The following is a 16,951-nucleotide window of genomic DNA, read 5'->3' on the forward strand; positions in this document are numbered from 1 at the left end:
TAGCAGCGACCTACGTGCTGCTCCCCGCCGCGGTCGCCACCACCGGCAGCACCTCCGCACTCGCACGATCCGGTGTCTCTTCCTTCCAGCGCACCGAGCCGAACGGTCGCTCCAGCATCCGGCGGATCCGCACCGGATCGGGGCCCATGTGGTACTCGATCGCCTGCTGATGCAGCGCGCGTTCGGACTGGGTCGAGCGGTTGCGCTGGCGCAGATAGTCGAACCAGGTCGGGCAGTGATAGCGCTCGGTCCACAATTCCGGATCGGCGATGTCGCGCGCGATCGACCAGCCGTAGGCGCCGTTGCGTTGCCGTGAGAGCTGCACGTCCTGCATCACATTGTGGAAGGCGCGCGCGTTCTCCTGCGCGACGCGATACTCGATCTCGACCACCAGCGGCCCGCTGCGGCCGGTGATCGACAGCTTCACCTCCGGATCGGCCAGAACGTCGGCATCCTCGTTGCGGGCGCCGACGCGCGGCATCGTCAGCCACAATCCGAGCAGCGGCGAGATCAGCATCAGGCCGGCGGCGGTCAGCAACGCGACCTCGACACCGGCATAGTCGGTGAGATGGCCCCAGCCCCAGGCGCCGATCGCGATGCCGCCGGAAATCGAGGCCTGGAACGCCGCGAGCGAACGGCCCGCGACCCAGCGCGGCGCCGAGAGCTGCACGCCGATATTGAACAGTGCGACCGCCGCCATCCAGACCGCGCCCGCCAGCACCAGCGCGGCCGCCGTCAGCACCGGCTCGCTGCTGACGGCAAGCGCGGCCATCGCGAATGCCATCGAGATGGTGCAGGCGCGGATCGCGGCCTCGCCGCTCATGCGCTTGCGCAATTCGTGGATGTTGAGTGCGCCGACCACGGCGCCCATGCCGAAAGCGCCGAGCATAATGCCGTAGGTCTGCGCGCCGCCGTGCAGCAGGTCGCGCGCGACCAGCGGCATCAGCGCCATGATGGCGCCGCCGATCAGGCCCATCACCAATGTGCGCAACAGCACGATCTTGATCGGCGGCGAATTGGTGATGTAGCGGAAGCCTGAGACCATGGCGCGGTTGAGCTTCTCTCGCGGCAGGCGCGAGGGCTCGGTGTTGCGCCGCCAGAGCAGCAGCACCACCAGAAGCGGCACATAGAGGATTGCGTTGCAGGCAAAGGCGGCGACAGCGCCGAGCGAGGCGACGATGACGCCGCCGACCGCGGGACCGAAGCTGCGCGCGATGTTGTAGCTGATGCCGTTGAGCGCAACCGCCGACGGCAGCGCGTCGGGCGGCACCTGTTCGCTGACCGAAGACTGCCAGGCCGGGCCGAACAGCGCGTTGCCGCTGCCGACGACGAAGCAGAAGGCGAGCAGCAATTCCGGGGTGATGAGGTTGAGCCAGGCCAGCACAGTGAGCGCGGTTGCGCCGATCAGTGCGATCAGGAGTGCGATCAGGCTCACGATGCGGCGGTCATACATGTCGGCGATGGCGCCGGCCGGCATCGAGATCAGCATGATCGGCAGCATCAGCGCGGTCTGCACCAGCGCGACCTTGTCCGCCGAAGCCGCCATCTGCGTCATCGCCCAGGCCGCGCCCACGCCCTGGATCAGCAGGCCGAGATTGGAGAGCAGGCTGGCGAGCCAGATGCGCCGGAATACGGTGTACCGCAGGGGTGCGGCGATGCCGTCGCCGGCGAAGGTCTGACGGTTCGGCTGCTCGGTCATATCCCCTTCCAAATGGGCTGGCAGAAATGATCTTCGATTGGTCTCGGGTGATTCCGGCAAGTTCAGTGATGCCTGCGAAAGTCCTTCGCTGTCCAGTGGTTAGGCCGGTATAAGCGGTGCAAAGATGGTTTTGCCGGGGAGGAACAGATGAAGCTGTCGCGACGGATGATCTTGCAGGGGGCGGGCAGCTTGCCTTTCGCAGTTGCGAGCCTGCGGGCGGGCGCGTTGGCGCAATCTGCGCCGGCGGCTGCGCTGCCTCTGGACCCGCCGCCCCCGATCCTGTTCGTCCATGGCAATGGCGACTACGACGCGCTCTGGATGACCACGATGTGGCGGATGGAATCCAACGGCATCGCGCGCGATCGCATGGCGGCCATCAATTTCACCGATCCCAACGCGCGCAGCGACGACAAGGTCGAGCAGGCGAACCGCTCCTCGACCGAAGATCAGCGCCGCGAGCTCTCTGCTGCCATTGCCGAGCTCAAGCGCCGCACCGGCGCATCGCGCGTGGCGCTGGTCGGTAGTTCGCGCGGCGGCTATGCGATCCGCAACGTCATCAGGAACGGCGGCGTCGGCGATGTCAGCCACGCCGTCCTCTGCGGCACACCCAATCACGGCGTGTTCGCGACCGAGGACCAGCCGAACAACGAGTTCAACGGTGGCGGTACATTTCTGCGCGGTCTCAACGAGGGCGAGAGCGAGGTGACGCCGGGCGTGGCCTTCCTGACGCTGCGCAGCGACGGCATGGACAAATACGCGCAAGCCGACGGGCGATTCATCGGCAAGCCGGGCACGCCGACGGGTGTGACCGTCGCGGGGCCGGAGCTGAAGGGCGCGACCAACCTCGTGCTCGGCGCGCTCGACCATCGCGAGGTGGCGTTTCACCCGCGCGCGTTCCGCGAGATCTACAAGTTCATCGCGGGACGCGAGCCCGCGCGGATTGCGATCTTGGCGGAGCCAAGCGTCAGGCTGAGCGGGCTCGTCACCGGGACACCTGGGGGCGCGCCGACCAATCGTCCGGTCGCGGGTGCAACTGTCGATGTCTTCCGCGTCGACGCTGATACCGGTGAGCGCAAAGGCAATGCCGTGCACAGCACGAAGACCGGCGCCGATGGCCGTTGGGGACCGGCGCAAGTCGATCCGGCCTGGACGCTTGAATTCGTCCTGACATCGCCGGATGCGCCGACGACGCATATCTACCGCTCGCCGTTCCCGCGCTCGTCCGACGTCGTGCACCTGCGTGCCGCACGCCCGCTTGGGCCGGCGGACAAGGACGCGGGCGCCGTCCTGATCATGTCACGCCCGCGGGGCTATTTCGGTGTGCCGCGCGACGTGGTGCTGTTCGACGGCAAGGAGCCGGCCGACGTCAAGCCGGGCGTGCCCACGGATTCGGCAGCAACATTGCGGCTTCCAGCCAGCGAGGTCGGGCGTAACATCGTGGCCCAGTTCGGCGAAGAACGAATTGTGGCGCGCCTCTGGCCTGCTTCCGAGAACAGGATTGCGATTGCCGAGCTGACTTACTAGCTATTTGCCTGGGTTACATCGGGAGGGAGCCATGAACATCGCCAGCGTGCGTCGGCCCATCATCCCTCCGGCGCCGCCGCGTGCGCCCGACGACATGTCGTTCTTCGGCCGGCTCTCCGTGATCCGGCAGAACATGATCGCGACCTGGGGGCAGCGTGCCTATGAAGAAGACGTCATCAAGGGCCGCTTCCTCCTCCGTCACAGTTTCATCCTGAACCGGCCGGATGCGATCCGGCACGTCCTGCTCAGCAATTACGAGAATTATTCGCGCACGCCGGCGGGCATCCGCATGTTGCGGCCCGTGCTCGGCGAAGGCCTCCTGATCGCCGAAGGTCACGACTGGACATTTCAACGCAGAACGCTCGCGCCTGCCTTCACGCCGCGTGCGACCGCGAACCTCGTTCCGCACATGACGGCGGTGCTCGACGAAACCATTGCGAAGCTTGATACGCTGACCGGCGCGCCGGTCGATCTGCGCGAGATCATGCAGCGCATGACGCTCGAGATCGCCGGGCGAACGATGTTCTCGTTCGGCATGGACCGGCACGGTGCGACCCTGCGCAATTTCGTGATGGAGTATGGCGAGCGGCTCGGACGGCCGTATCTTCTCGACATGCTGCTGCCGGTGTCCTGGCCGACCCCGATGGATCGGGCGCGCGCCCGTTTCCGCAAGCGCTGGACCGAATTCGTCGCCATGCTGATCGCCGAGCGGCGCAGGATGGGCAAGAAGGACGGCGCGCCGCCGCGCGACCTGTTCGATCTCATGGACGAGGCGCGCGATCCGGAAACCGGCAAGGGTTTTTCCGACGAGCAGCTCGTCGACGAGGTCGCGACCATGATCCTCGCGGGTCACGAGACCACCGCAACCGCGCTGTTCTGGGCGCTCTATCTGCTCGCGCTCGATCCGGAGACGCAGGAAGAGGTCGCCTCAGAGACGCGTGGCGAGCATCTCGATAGCATGGCCGAGATCGATCGCCAGAAATTCACCCGCGCCGTGATCGACGAGACCATGCGGCTCTATCCGCCGGCCTTTCTGGTCGCGCGTGCCGCGCGCGAGAAGGACAATGCCGCCGGTGTCGAGATCGGCAAGGGTGACATCATCATGATCGCGCCGTGGCTGCTGCACCGGCATGAGAAGCTGTGGGATCAGCCGAACGCGTTCATTCCCAAGCGTTTCATGACGAAAGAGGCGCCTGATCGTTTCGCCTATCTGCCGTTCGGCGCGGGTCCGCGCGTCTGCATCGGTGCGCCGTTCGCGCAAGCCGAATCCGTGCTGGCTTTGGCCCGGCTGATCGGCGCATTCCGCGTCGAGCTCGCCGACAGGGATCCCGTGATCCCGCTCGGTGTCGTCACCACCCAGCCGAACCGCTCACCCCTGTTCAGCATCTCGCGTCGGTGACAGACATTCGTCTGGCCGGTCGCGTGATCCACCCGAGATAGAGTTGCGCCAAAGGTAACACGATGAGCGACATCCAGGCCCAGATTTCCGTTCTCAAGCAGACCGCCGATACGAAGGTGGTCGACGCGATCTCGCGTTTGATCAAGGACGGCGAGGATCACGAGCTCAACCGCGTCAATGTGCTCGACTTCGCCACGCTGCATGGCCTCGACGAAGAGCACGCGATCTCGGGCTTTCTGCATTCGGCCCGGCTTGGGCTGTTCGATCTCGGCTGGAACGTGCTGTGTCCGGGCTGCGGCGGCGTGCTTGGCGCTCACTCGACGCTGAAGGCGCTGAAGCCGGACGATTACCACTGCGCGCTCTGCGCCTGCGGCTACAAGGCTTCCGTCGACGATCAGGTCGAGGTCTCCTTCACCGTGAATCCGCGCGTCCGGCGCATTGCGGCGCACGATCCCGACACGCTTCCGGTGTGGGAGTATTTCAAGCAAGTGTTCTGGAGTTCCGGCGTCGACTTCAACAAGGAATCGTTTGCGACGCTGGCGAACGAGGTGACGCTCGACACGATGGAGCTGCCGGCCGGCGAGAAGGCGACGATGTCGCTGCAACTGCCGAATGACTTCATCATCATCTTCGAGCCGGTGACACACGCGGCGCATTTCATCGACGTGCAGGGCGAACCGACCAAGGACCGCCAGCAACTCGCCATCATGTACAACAGGGTGCAGGCGCCAACGGGGACCACGACGATGCGGCCGGGTCCGCTGCGGTTGTCGATGGAAAACCAGGCCGGTGTGCGCGTGCTGCCGTCGGTGTTCATCGCGGCCGAGGCGCTTCACCACCTCATCGGCAAGCGCAAGCCGTTCCTGACCGCCAAGCGGATGCTGTCGAACCAGACCTTTCGCGACGTCTTCAAGGCGGACAATCTCAGTCTCGACCAGCGACTCCAGATCACGTCGCTCACGTTCCTGTTCACCGATCTGAAGGGCTCGACGGCGCTCTACGAGCGTGTCGGCGATCTCGCCGCGTTCGATCTCGTGCGCGCGCATTTCCATGCATTGCTCGAGATCATCTCGTCCGAAAAGGGTGCGGTGGTGAAGACGATCGGCGACGCCGTGATGGCGACCTTCGTCCGCCCCGAACATGCGATCGTGGCCGGCCTGCGGATGCGCGCGGCGATGGAGGAGCTCAACAAGAAGCGCGAGACGGCGGATCTCATCGTCAAGATCGGCATCCACGAAGGGCCGTGCCTTGCGGTGATGCTGAACGAGCGGCAGGATTATTTCGGCCAGACCGTCAACATCGCCGCCCGCGTGCAGAGCCTGTCGACGGCGCAGGAGATCCACATCACCGGGCCGGTGCTGGATGCACCCGCGGTCGCGGCGGTGCTGGAACAGCGTGCGATCAAGCCGATCCAGAAACAGGCCGCGCTGCGCGGCATCGCCGACAAGATGGTGGTGTACGAGATTCCCTGAGGGGCTCGCGGCGTCCGCCACACGCTCCGTCCTTGCGACGGAGTTCGTGGCGGTTACTGCCCAGCCGCCAAGCTCATCACGAACCTGCTGCCCACGATAAACAGGTAGCAGCCGAACGCGACCTCCAGCGTTCGCTTCGACATCGCATGCGCGGCTCGCACGCCGAGCGGCGCTGTGACGAGGCTCATCGGCATCACCAGCACGGCGCCGATCAACGAGACGTAACCGAGCGCGAAAGGAGCCTGCAGCGCCGCAACGCCGGGATAGGTCGCCGCCGCCGGCCAGCCCGCATAGATGTAGCCGAGCGCGCCGGGGATCGAGATCAGCACCGCGAGCGCCGACGAGGTCGCCACCGCCTGATGAATGGGACGGCCGTAGAACGTCATCAGCAGGTTCGAGAACAGGCCGCCGCCGATACCCATCAGCGTCGAGAGGATGCCGACGCAGAAGCCGTAGACGCGCATCAGCGGTCCCTTCGGCAGATCGTCGCCGAACTTCCAGCCCTCGCGGGCGAAGATGAGACGCGCCGACGCGGAATAGGCGACGCAGACGAATACGATCTTGAACAGCTTTTCGGGCGCGTAGCGCGCAATCACGCTGCCGGCGACGACGCCGATCACGATCGGCAGCCACCACACCCGCAGGATCGTCATGTCCACGGCGCCGCGCTTGTAATGCGCCTGGAACGAGCGGATTGAGGTCGGGATGATCACGGCAAGCGAGGTGCCGATGCAGAGCGGCATTCGCACTTCGAGCGGCACCCCGGCGATGCGGAAGCATTCGTAAAACACCGGCACGAGTATAGCGCCGCCGCCGATGCCGAACACGCCGGCCAAAAATCCCGAGAGCGCGCCGGTTGCGATCAGCAACAGCGCGAGCTCGACGAGCTCCTTGATATCAAGACCTGCAATCACCTGACCTGCCCCGGCGACTGGTCGCAGCGTCGCCGAGACGCGCGCTCGGAGGTCGCTGCGCGCCAAGCTGTAGGCGATCTGATTTGCCCGGTCGACACGCCGCGCGTGCCGTCTGGGGTGGGATGCAGGTTGCGCATATCCGCGACCGGCCGCAAAACCGGATGGGGCTGCAGGTCCAGGCCGCACGAACGACCAGGGAGGCCGGTCAGCCGATCCCCTTCGGCGATTTGGACGGCATGGTCCGTTTAGAGGTGTTCCAATAGCGATTTCAATGCTTCGGGCGCGCACCTGAAGAAACGAATATGTATTCGGAATTTGGATGATAGGCCAAGGCTCTGGTATACCAAGCCCCCGATTGGCCCTGTTACATCAAGGGTCTAGAGCTGAACGCCGGTTCGATTTATGGCGATTTGGTGATTGCGCAGGCCAAACCGACTCCGTAAATAGAGCCAACCCTTCGCGATCTCCGCGCGCCCTCTGCTGGGCCGCCATAACATCAAAAGCCCATGACCGCACGGATCGAACGACCGCTTTCACCCCACATGCAAGTCTACCGCTGGACGCTGACGATGGCGCTGTCCATCGTCCATCGCGCCACCGGCATCGCCCTTTACGTCGGAACCCTGCTGCTGGTCTGGTGGCTGGTCGCGGCGGCCTCCGGCCCCGCCGCCTATGCCCATGTCCAGGCCTTCACCGGCAGCATCATCGGCCGGCTGATCGTGTTCGGCTACACTTGGGCGCTGATGCACCATATGCTCAGCGGCATCCGGCACTTCGTGTGGGACCTCGGCTACGGCTTCAAGGCCAATGAGCGTGAAGCCCTGACCTGGGGCGCGCTGATCGGCGGCATCGTGCTGACGGTGCTGATCTGGATCATCGCCTACGCGGTCGGAGGCGGACGATGAGCACAGGCGATACGCCCAGGCGCAGCATGCGCACCCCGCTCGGCCGCGTCCGCAACCTCGGCGCCGCCCATTCCGGCACGTCCGATTTCTGGCGCCAGCGCATCACCGGCGTCGCCATGACGCTGCTGATGATCCCGGTGCTGGTCGTCGTCATGATGACGCTCGGCAGCAACCAGGCCGGCGCCAAGCTGGTCCTCAGCTCGCTGCCCGTCGCCGTGATCCTGCTGCTCTTCATCTTCGCCAGCGCCTGGCACATGAAGATCGGCATGCAGGTGGTGATCGAGGACTACATTCATAACGAGAAGCTGAAGCTCATCTCGGTCATGCTCAATAATTTCTTCTCGATCGCCGTCGCGCTCGCCGCGACCTATGCGATCCTGAAACTTTCATCCGGAGTGTAAGCCATGGTCACAGCGACGAATGGCAAGGGCAACGGCGCTCCCGCCACCAACGGCAAAGCCTATCCGATCGAAGACCACACCTATGACGTCGTCGTGGTCGGCGCCGGCGGCGCGGGCCTGCGCGCCACGGTCGGCTGCAGCGAGGCCGGCCTGAAGACCGCCTGCATCACCAAGGTGTTTCCGACCCGCTCGCACACCGTCGCGGCACAGGGCGGCATCTCCGCCTCGCTCGGCAACATGCACAAGGACGACTGGCGCTGGCACATGTACGACACCGTGAAGGGGTCGGACTGGCTCGGCGACCAGGACGCGATCGAATACATGGTGCGCAACGCGCCCGAGGCGGTCTACGAGCTCGAGCATTGGGGCGTGCCGTTCTCGCGCACCGAGGACGGCAAGATCTACCAGCGCCCGTTCGGCGGCATGACCATGGATTACGGCAAGGGCCAGGCGCAGCGCACCTGCGCCGCCGCCGACCGCACCGGTCACGCCATGCTGCACACGATGTACGGCCAGTCGCTGCGCCATGCGGCCGAGTTCTTCATCGAATTCTTCGCCATCGATCTAATCATGGACGACCAGGGCACCTGCCGCGGCGTCATCGCGCTCAAGCTCGACGACGGCACGCTGCACCGTTTCCGCGCCCAGACCGTGATCCTCGCCACCGGCGGCTATGGCCGCGCCTACGCCTCCTGCACTTCGGCGCACACCTGCACCGGCGACGGCGGCGGCATGGTGCTGCGCGCCGGCCTGCCGATGCAGGACATGGAGTTCGTGCAGTTCCACCCGACCGGCATCTACGGCTCGGGCTGCCTCGTGACCGAAGGCGCGCGCGGCGAAGGCGGTTATCTCGTCAACTCCGAAGGCGAGCGCTTCATGGAGCGCTATGCGCCGTCCGCGAAGGATCTGGCGTCGCGCGACGTCGTCTCGCGCGCAATGACCATCGAGATCCGCGAAGGCCGCGGCGTCGGCAAGAAGAAGGACCACATCTTCCTTCATCTCGACCATCTCGATCCCGCGGTGCTCGCCGAGCGCCTGCCGGGCATCTCCGAATCCGCAAAAATCTTCGCCAATGTCGACGTGACGCGCGAGCCGATCCCGATCGTGCCGACCGTGCACTACAACATGGGCGGCATCCCCACGAACTATCATGGCGAAGTGCTGACCAAGCGGGATGGCGACGACAACGCCACCATTCCGGGCCTGATGGCGATCGGCGAAGCCGCCTGCGTCTCCGTGCACGGCGCCAACCGGCTCGGCTCCAACTCGCTGATCGACCTCGTCGTGTTCGGCCGCGCCGCAGCGCTCCGCCTCGCCGAGAAGCTGACGCCGAACGCCACGCAGCCGGAGCTGCCGGCGAATTCGTCCGATCTCGCGCTCGGCCGCCTCGACCATTACCGCTACGCCTCCGGCGGCACGCCGACCGCGAAGCTGCGCGAAGGCATGCAGCATGTGATGCAGAACAATTGCGCGGTGTTCCGCACCGGCGACATCCTGAGCGAAGGCCAGGACCTGATCGAGAAGGTCCACAGCGGCATCACCGACATCGCCGTGTCCGACCGCTCGCTGGTGTGGAATTCGGACCTCGTCGAGACGCTGGAGTTCGACAATCTGATCTCGCAGGCGGTGGTGACGATGAACTCGGCCGCCAACCGCACCGAGAGCCGCGGCGCGCATGCCCGCGAGGATTTCTCCGACCGCGACGACAAGAACTGGATGAAGCACACGCTGGCCTGGCTGGACGATGCCGGCAAGGTCAAGATCGAGTACCGCCCGGTTCACGACTACACCATGACCAACGACGTGCAGTACATCCCGCCCAAAGCGCGCGTGTACTGAGCGAACAGCGAAGGCCCTAATCGAATGGTTGAATTCGCACTTCCGAAGAACTCCAAGATCACCGGCGGCAAGACCTGGCCGAAGCCCGCGGGCGCGACCGAAACGCGCGAGTTCCGCGTCTATCGCTGGAATCCGGATGACGGCAAGAACCCGAGCGTCGACACCTATCACGTCGACACCAATGATTGCGGTCCGATGGTGCTGGACGGCCTGATCTGGATCAAGAACCACATCGATCCGTCGCTGACGTTCCGCCGCTCCTGCCGCGAAGGCGTCTGCGGCTCCTGCGCCATGAACATCGACGGCCAGAACACGCTGGCCTGCACCCGCTCGATGCACGACGTGAAGGACGGCGCGGTCAAGATCAATCCGTTGCCGCACCAGCCGGTGGTGAAGGACCTCGTCCCCGACCTGACCAATTTCTACGCGCAGTACGCCTCCATCGAGCCATGGCTGAAAACGACGTCGCCGACGCCGCAAAAGGAATGGAAGCAGAGCCACGAGGACCGCGAGAAGCTCGACGGCCTCTACGAGTGCATCCTCTGCGCCTGCTGCTCGACCTCGTGCCCGAGCTATTGGTGGAACAGCGACCGCTATCTCGGCCCGGCCGCTCTGCTCCAGGCCAATCGCTGGGTCTCCGACTCCCGCGACGAGGCGACCGGCGAGCGGCTCGACAATCTCGAGGATCCGTTCCGGCTCTACCGCTGCCACACCATCATGAACTGCGCCAAGGCCTGCCCGAAGGGCCTCAACCCGGCCGAAGCCATCGCCGAGCTCAAGCTCAAGATGGTCGAGCGCCAGATCTAGGCCTCGTTCACGCTACGCCCCGGCCGCCGGAAGCGCTTCCCCTGTGGCCATCCTTCGAGACGCCCGCCATTGGCGGGCCTTCAGGATGAGGACCGAATGCGTGGCCGCAGTTTTGACGAGCGCAGATGCGGCTTAGCCTCATCCTGAGGAGACCGCGAAGCGGTCGTCTCGAAGGACGAGGCGCGCGCTCAGGTCGCGCATCGCCACGATGGGGGCATTCTACGATCAACGCCAGTTTGAGCAGAATTTTCTGCAATTCGCCCTGCGGGTGAACTGGCGGGATACAACCAAAGATTACCGGCACAAGCCGCTTCCTTCCCGGCGCGAATTTCAGCTAAGCTTCCGGCCGGGGGACCGGGAGCGACCGTGCAGGGCGCACAACGCAACTCGCTGAGACTGTTGCAGTGGATGATGGCGGCATCCCTGGCGCTGCCGGTTGCACTGTTCGTCTTCACCTCCACGATCTCCTACACTTCGACCAAGGACATCGCGGACCGCGAGATCGAGCGTACGCTCGACGTCGCGCATGAGCATGCCCTCAAGGTGTTCGAGACCATCGACCGCAGCCTTGCCGAACTCAACGAAGTCGTGCGCGGCCTTCCCGACGAGGTCATCCGCGCGCGCGAACCGGCGCTGCACCGCCGCCTGAAACGGCTGACCGATGCGCTGCCACAGCTCAAATCGGCATGGATCTTCGACGCGAACGGAAAGTCGCTGGTCAACAGCCTCGCCTCGCCGCCGCAGGATCTGAGTTTTGCGGACCGCGACTATTTCTACGCCCATGTCGACCAGAACATCGGCACGTTCATCGGGGCGTCGCTGACACCGCGGCCGCCCTATCAGGGCGCGCGCTTTTTCGGCGTGAGCCGGCGTCGCGAAACCGACGACGGCAGCTTCATCGGCGTGATCCAGGCCTCCGTCCTGCCGGAATATTTCGAAAGCTTCTATGCCAGGATCGGTTCGGATCCCGGCAGCTTCTTCGCGATGGGACGCACCGACGGCGTGCTGCTCACCCATTTCCCCCGGCTCGACCGGGACTTCCGGCTCGATCCGGCCGGGCCGGTCGGTCGGGAGATCGCCGCGCACCCGGACCATGGCCTCATCACCATCGGCTGGCCGTCGGACGGGATCGAACGGCGCGTCGGCTACAGGCGTGTCGCCGAATATCCGATCTATGTCAGCGCCGGGCTCGAGACCGCGGCGATCCGCGCGCGCTGGCTCGCCACCATGGGCCAGCATCTGGTGTTCGGCGTGCCCGCCACCGCACTGCTGTTCCTGCTGCTGGCGCTGGCGTTCAGGCGCACCCAGCACCTCCAGGCGGAAGCCGCAAAGCGGCGCGAGGCCGAGGAGGCGCTCAAGCACAGCCAGCGGCTGGAGGCGCTCGGGCAGCTCACCGGCGGCGTCGCGCACGACTTCAACAATTTGCTGACGGTCATCCGCGCCTCGGTCGACCTGTTGAATCGTCCGCAACTGACGGAGGAGCGGCGGCAACGCTACATCACCGCCATCGCCGACGCAGTCGCGCGCGCGGCAAAACTGACCTCGCAGCTGCTGGCGTTTGCACGGCGCCAGACCCTGAAGCCGGAAGTGTTCGACGTCGGCGAGCGGGTGCAATCGCTGCACGACATGCTCGCCACCCTGCTCGGACCCGCGATCGAGATCGTCATGCGACTGCCGGCAGAGCCGTGTCTCGTCAACGCCGATGCCGGCCAGTTCGAGACGGCGCTGATCAACATGGCGACCAATGCGCGCGATGCCATGCAGGGCAAGGGCAGGATCATTTTCGCCGTGCAGGGCGCGACGACCATCCCTGACACGCTGGCACATCCCTCCGGCAGCCAGATCCCCAGCGATTCCGGTTTCGTCGGCGTCGCCGTCAGCGACACCGGCATCGGCATTCCCGCCGCACGATTGGGGCGCATCTTCGAGCCGTTCTTCACCACCAAGCAGGTCGGTGCGGGCACCGGCCTCGGCCTGTCCCAGGTGTTCGGCTTCGCCCGGCAATCCGGCGGCGAGGTGACCGTGATGAGCGACGTCGGCCAGGGCAGCACCTTCTCGCTCTATCTGCCGCGCGTGCCGGCGGATCTGCTGCCGCAGCGCCAGGCGCCGAACACGGCGCCGGCAGTCGTGGGCAGCGGCATGTCGGTGCTGCTCGTCGAGGACAATATCGAGCTGGCCAATTTCGCCGCCGACGGCCTCACCGAGCTCGGCTACAGCATCACGCTGGTCGACAACGCCGCGGACGCGCTCGCCGAGCTGGTGGTCGATGCCGATCGCTTCGATGTCGTGTTCTCGGACGTGGTGATGCCCGGCATGACCGGGCTCGATCTGGCGCACGCCATCCGCGACCGCGGCATCGGCGTGCCCGTCGTGCTGACCAGCGGCTATAGCGAGGCATTGTCCCAGGACGGCGCCACCGGCTTCGACCTCGTGCAAAAGCCTTATTCCATTGAGGAATTGTCGCGCGTGCTGCACAGGGCGGCGCGGCTGCGGCGGGTGCGGGATGGCGCCGCGGAGTGATTCGGCACGTGGAACCGCAGGGAACCGTTTGATTTCCTTCGCGTTGTCCGCACATGAGCAAGCCGGCCGCGAAGCGTGAAAAGGGCAAGAAGCCGCCCATTGTCGAGATCAAGGGCGAGAACGGCGACGAGGTAGCGCCGCCGCCGCCGGAGGTCGTCGAGCCGGACCCGGAGCTCTCGCCCGAGGAGGCCGAGCAGGCGCGCAAGGATTACCTGCTGACGCGTTTCTGGATCAGCGCGCGCGGCTTCTGGGGCCGCAACGGCGACCGGCTGGCCTGGCTCTACTCAATCGGGCTCGGCGTGCTGATCGTCCTCACCGTTGCCTTTCAGTACGGCATCAATGTCTGGAATCGCGCGATCTTCGACGCCATCGAGAAGCGCGAGGCCTCCACCGTCTTCCATCTCACCGCGGTATTCTTTCCACTCGCGATCGGCAGCATCGTGCTCGGCGTCGCGCAAGTGTTTGCGCGGATGGGCATCCAGAGGCGCTGGCGGGCCTGGCTCACGGCCAGCGTCCTGACGCGCTGGCTCAAGAACGGCCGCTACTACCAGCTCAACCTCGTGGAGGGCGATCACAAGAATCCGGAGTACCGGATTGCCGAGGATCTGCGCATCGCAACCGATTCGCCGGTGGACTTTCTCGCCGGCGTCACCTCGGCGCTGCTGTCGGCCGCGACCTTTATCGTCGTGCTCTGGACCATCGGCGGCGCACTCACCGTCACGCTCGGCGGCTCCACCATCACCATTCCCGGCTTTCTCGTGATCGCCGCGATGCTCTATGCGGGCATCGCCTCGGGCTCGATCCTGGTAATCGGCCGCCAGTTCGTGCAGGTGTCCGAGGACAAGAACCAGGCCGAGGCCGATTTCCGCTACACGCTGACGCGTGTGCGCGAGAACGGCGAGAGCATTGCGCTGCTCGGCGGCGAGGAGGAAGAGCGCGACGGCATCGACCGCAATTTCACCAGCGTGCTCAGGCAATGGGCCCGGCTCGCCGGCCAGCACATGCGGACCACGCTGGTGTCGCAGGGCTCGAGCCTCGTTGCACCCGTCGTGCCGCTGCTGCTCTGCGCGCCAAAATTCCTCGACGGCAGCATGACGCTCGGACAGGTGATGCAGGCGGCCTCCGCCTTCACCATCGTGCAGAGCGCGTTCGGCTGGCTCGTCGACAATTATCCGCGGCTCGCCGACTGGAACGCCTGCGCGCGCCGCATCGCCTCGCTGATGATGTCGCTCGACGGTCTGGAACGCGCCGAGCAGGGCGATGGTCTCGGCCGCATCAAGCGCGGTGAGACCAGCAACGAGACCATGCTGGAAATGAAGGATCTTTCCGTCACGCTCGACGACGGCACCGCCGTGGTCGGCGAGACCGAGGTGGCGATCGAGCCGGGGGAGCGGCTGCTGGTCGCCGGCGAATCCGGCACCGGGAAGAGCACGCTGGTGCGCGCCATTGCAGGGCTATGGCCATGGGGTGGCGGCAGCGTCAATTTCCATCCCGACCGGCGGCTGTTCATGCTGCCGCAACGGCCCTACGTGCCCTCCGGGTCTTTGCGCCGCGCCGTCGCCTATCCCGGCGCCGAGGACGACTGGACCGTCGAGCAGATCGGCGAAGCCCTGCACAAGGTCGGCCTCGACCATCTCAAGGAGAAGATCGAGGAGGAAGCACCGTGGGACCAGACGCTCTCGGGCGGCGAGAAGCAGCGCCTCGCCTTCGCGCGGCTTCTGCTGCACAACCCTGACATCGTCGTGCTGGACGAGGCGACCTCCGCGCTCGACGAGAAGAGCCAGGACAAGATGATGAAGATGGTCACCGACGAGCTGCCGAAGGCGACCATCGTCAGCGTCGCGCACCGCGTCGAGCTGGAAGCCTTCCACAGCCGCAAGATCGTGCTGGAGCGCCGCAAGGGCGGCGCCAAGCTCGTCAGCGACATCGACCTGATCCCGCGCAAGGGCAAGCGCAAGCTGCTCGGGCGATTTTTGCGGCAGCGCAAGGCGGTGCCGAAGAAGGCGGCGTGAGGGAAGCGTACTCTCTCCGTCGTCCCGGACAAGCGAAGCGCAGATCCGGGACCCATACCCCCAGGGAGCAATTTGACGAAGACTCGGAGTGGGCATCTCGCACCACACGCCTCCCTGTGTTTATGGGTCCCGGGTTCGCTTCGCGCCCCGGGACGACACCGAAATTGTAGCTCCCGGCAAAACCGGCTATGCATGCGCCGCTTGCAACGAGGACTGCCTGCTTGACGCCCGACAATGCCCCATCGTCCACGCCATTCGGCGCGTTTGCGCCCAATGCCGCACAGGCCGCGATCATTCGCCTCGCGACACAGTCGGGGCTGAAACGCGGCGCGTTTCGGCCGTGGATGTCGCGGCTGGTCAATCTGCTGCGCGGCGGCCCGGTCGACGTGCAGTACCAGGGCGCCTCGTTCCGGCTCTACCATCAGGGCAGCGCGACCGAGCGCGGCGCGCTGTTCAATCCCGACTACAATCTCGACGAGCTCGACTTCCTGCGCCAGCACACGCAACCGGGCGGCACTTTCGTTGACGTCGGCGCCAATGTCGGCACCTTTGCGCTGGTGATGGCGCAGCAGGTCGGCTCCGCCGGCAAGGTGGTTGCGATCGAGCCGCATCCGCTGACGTTCGGGCGGCTCGCGTTCAACCACGCCGCATCGAAGGCGGTGCAGGTGCGCCTGGTTCAGGCCGCCGCCGGCGACAGCGATGGCGAGCTCATGATCGAGAGCGGCGGTGGCAACCTCGGCGCAACCCATGTCGTCACCGGCACGGCCAGTGCAGAGGCGATCAGGGTGCCGTCGCTGCGCCTGACGCGCATCCTTGAAGAAGCCGGTGTCACACAGGTGGATTCGCTCAAGATCGACGTCGAAGGCTTTGAGGACCGCGTGCTGATCGGCTTCTTCCGCGATGCGCCGCAATCGCTGTGGCCGCGCGCGGTGGTGATCGAGCATCTGTCACAAAACGAATGGCGGCAGGATTGTATTGCCGACATGGTCACGCGCGGTTTTGCGATCGTGCGCAAGACGCGAAGCAATACGTTCCTGTCGCGCTGACAGGGACGAACAACGGAGGTTGCGATGATCGACCATCTGGGTTTCTCCGTCTCCGACTACGAGCGCGCGAAGGCGTTCTATACGAAAGCGCTGGCGCCGCTCGGCTACGGCCTGATCATGGAAGTGACGGCGGAGCAGACTGGCCACGCGCCGGCTGCCGGCTTCGGCGCCAACGGCAAGCCGGACTTCTGGTTTGGCGGCGAAGGCGCCATGAACAAGCCGGTGCACGTTGCCATCACAGCCAAGGACCGCGCCTCGGTCGATGCCTTCTACAAGGCGGCGATGGCGGCCGGGGGTCGCGACAACGGACCGCCCGGCATCCGGCCGCATTATCATGCGAACTATTACGGCGCGTTCGTGCGCGATCCCGATGGCCACAACATCGAGGCCGTCTGCCACGCGCCGGAATAGAC

Annotated in this window: 13 protein-coding genes; 11 read left to right on the forward strand and 2 right to left on the reverse strand. The window is 65.5% G+C overall.

Annotated elements, in window-relative coordinates:
* Window positions 1-10: 10 nt before the first annotated feature.
* On the reverse strand, window positions 11-1,699 hold the full coding sequence (locus AB7532_RS01405; RefSeq protein WP_441233054.1) for an MFS transporter: 1,689 nt from the start codon (window positions 1,697-1,699) through the stop codon (window positions 11-13).
* 147 nt (window positions 1,700-1,846) lie between these two features.
* Between AB7532_RS01405 and AB7532_RS01410 the strand changes: the two genes are divergently transcribed.
* The 3 genes from AB7532_RS01410 (at window position 1,847) to AB7532_RS01420 (ending at window position 6,094) form a co-directional block, all read left to right on the forward strand.
* Window positions 1,847-3,223: a hydrolase gene (locus AB7532_RS01410; protein ID WP_441233055.1), complete on the forward strand. Its 1,377-nt coding sequence runs from the start codon at window positions 1,847-1,849 to the stop codon at window positions 3,221-3,223.
* 31 nt (window positions 3,224-3,254) lie between these two features.
* Window positions 3,255-4,622, forward strand: a complete 1,368-nt coding sequence (locus AB7532_RS01415) for a cytochrome P450 (protein WP_441233056.1) — start codon at window positions 3,255-3,257, stop codon at window positions 4,620-4,622.
* A 62-nt stretch (window positions 4,623-4,684) separates the two neighbouring features.
* The gene (locus AB7532_RS01420) at window positions 4,685-6,094 is read left to right on the forward strand and encodes an adenylate/guanylate cyclase domain-containing protein (RefSeq protein ID WP_441233057.1); all 1,410 of its coding nucleotides are present in this window, start codon (window positions 4,685-4,687) and stop codon (window positions 6,092-6,094) included.
* A 53-nt stretch (window positions 6,095-6,147) separates the two neighbouring features.
* Here the strand turns inward: AB7532_RS01420 and AB7532_RS01425 are convergent, their stop codons facing one another.
* Complete coding sequence (locus AB7532_RS01425) at window positions 6,148-7,008, reverse strand: sulfite exporter TauE/SafE family protein (protein ID WP_441233058.1); 861 nt, start codon at window positions 7,006-7,008, stop codon at window positions 6,148-6,150.
* A 506-nt stretch (window positions 7,009-7,514) separates the two neighbouring features.
* On the opposite strand from AB7532_RS01425, the gene sdhC reads away from it, so the two are divergent.
* From sdhC to AB7532_RS01465, 8 genes are all read left to right on the forward strand, one after another.
* The gene (gene sdhC / locus AB7532_RS01430) at window positions 7,515-7,913 is read left to right on the forward strand and encodes a succinate dehydrogenase, cytochrome b556 subunit (RefSeq protein ID WP_441233059.1); all 399 of its coding nucleotides are present in this window, start codon (window positions 7,515-7,517) and stop codon (window positions 7,911-7,913) included.
* A complete protein-coding gene (gene sdhD, locus AB7532_RS01435; protein ID WP_441233060.1) occupies window positions 7,910-8,314 on the forward strand; it encodes a succinate dehydrogenase, hydrophobic membrane anchor protein in 405 nt (134 codons plus the stop codon). The genes sdhC and sdhD overlap by 4 nt, the downstream gene beginning before the upstream one ends.
* Window positions 8,315-8,317: 3 nt before the next feature.
* Window positions 8,318-10,153, forward strand: a complete 1,836-nt coding sequence (gene sdhA / locus AB7532_RS01440; RefSeq protein ID WP_441233061.1) for a succinate dehydrogenase flavoprotein subunit — start codon at window positions 8,318-8,320, stop codon at window positions 10,151-10,153.
* Window positions 10,154-10,177: 24 nt separating this feature from the next.
* Window positions 10,178-10,960, forward strand: coding sequence for a succinate dehydrogenase iron-sulfur subunit (locus AB7532_RS01445; protein ID WP_441233062.1), 783 nt, complete (start codon window positions 10,178-10,180; stop codon window positions 10,958-10,960).
* 366 nt (window positions 10,961-11,326) lie between these two features.
* Window positions 11,327-13,480 carry an ATP-binding protein gene (locus AB7532_RS01450; RefSeq protein ID WP_441233063.1) on the forward strand — a complete coding sequence of 718 codons (2,154 nt, stop codon included), beginning with the start codon at window positions 11,327-11,329 and terminating at the stop codon, window positions 13,478-13,480.
* A gap of 53 nt (window positions 13,481-13,533) precedes the next feature.
* On the forward strand, window positions 13,534-15,492 hold the full coding sequence (locus AB7532_RS01455) for an ABC transporter ATP-binding protein/permease (protein WP_441233064.1): 1,959 nt from the start codon (window positions 13,534-13,536) through the stop codon (window positions 15,490-15,492).
* A gap of 221 nt (window positions 15,493-15,713) precedes the next feature.
* Complete coding sequence (locus AB7532_RS01460) at window positions 15,714-16,538, forward strand: FkbM family methyltransferase (protein ID WP_441233065.1); 825 nt, start codon at window positions 15,714-15,716, stop codon at window positions 16,536-16,538.
* 24 nt (window positions 16,539-16,562) lie between these two features.
* Window positions 16,563-16,949, forward strand: a complete 387-nt coding sequence (locus tag AB7532_RS01465) for a VOC family protein (RefSeq protein ID WP_441233066.1) — start codon at window positions 16,563-16,565, stop codon at window positions 16,947-16,949.
* Window positions 16,950-16,951 lie beyond the last annotated feature (2 nt).

It is taken from the genome of Bradyrhizobium sp. 930_D9_N1_4, from assembly GCF_052076015.1.
Taxonomy (GTDB): Bacteria; Pseudomonadota; Alphaproteobacteria; order Rhizobiales; family Xanthobacteraceae; genus Bradyrhizobium.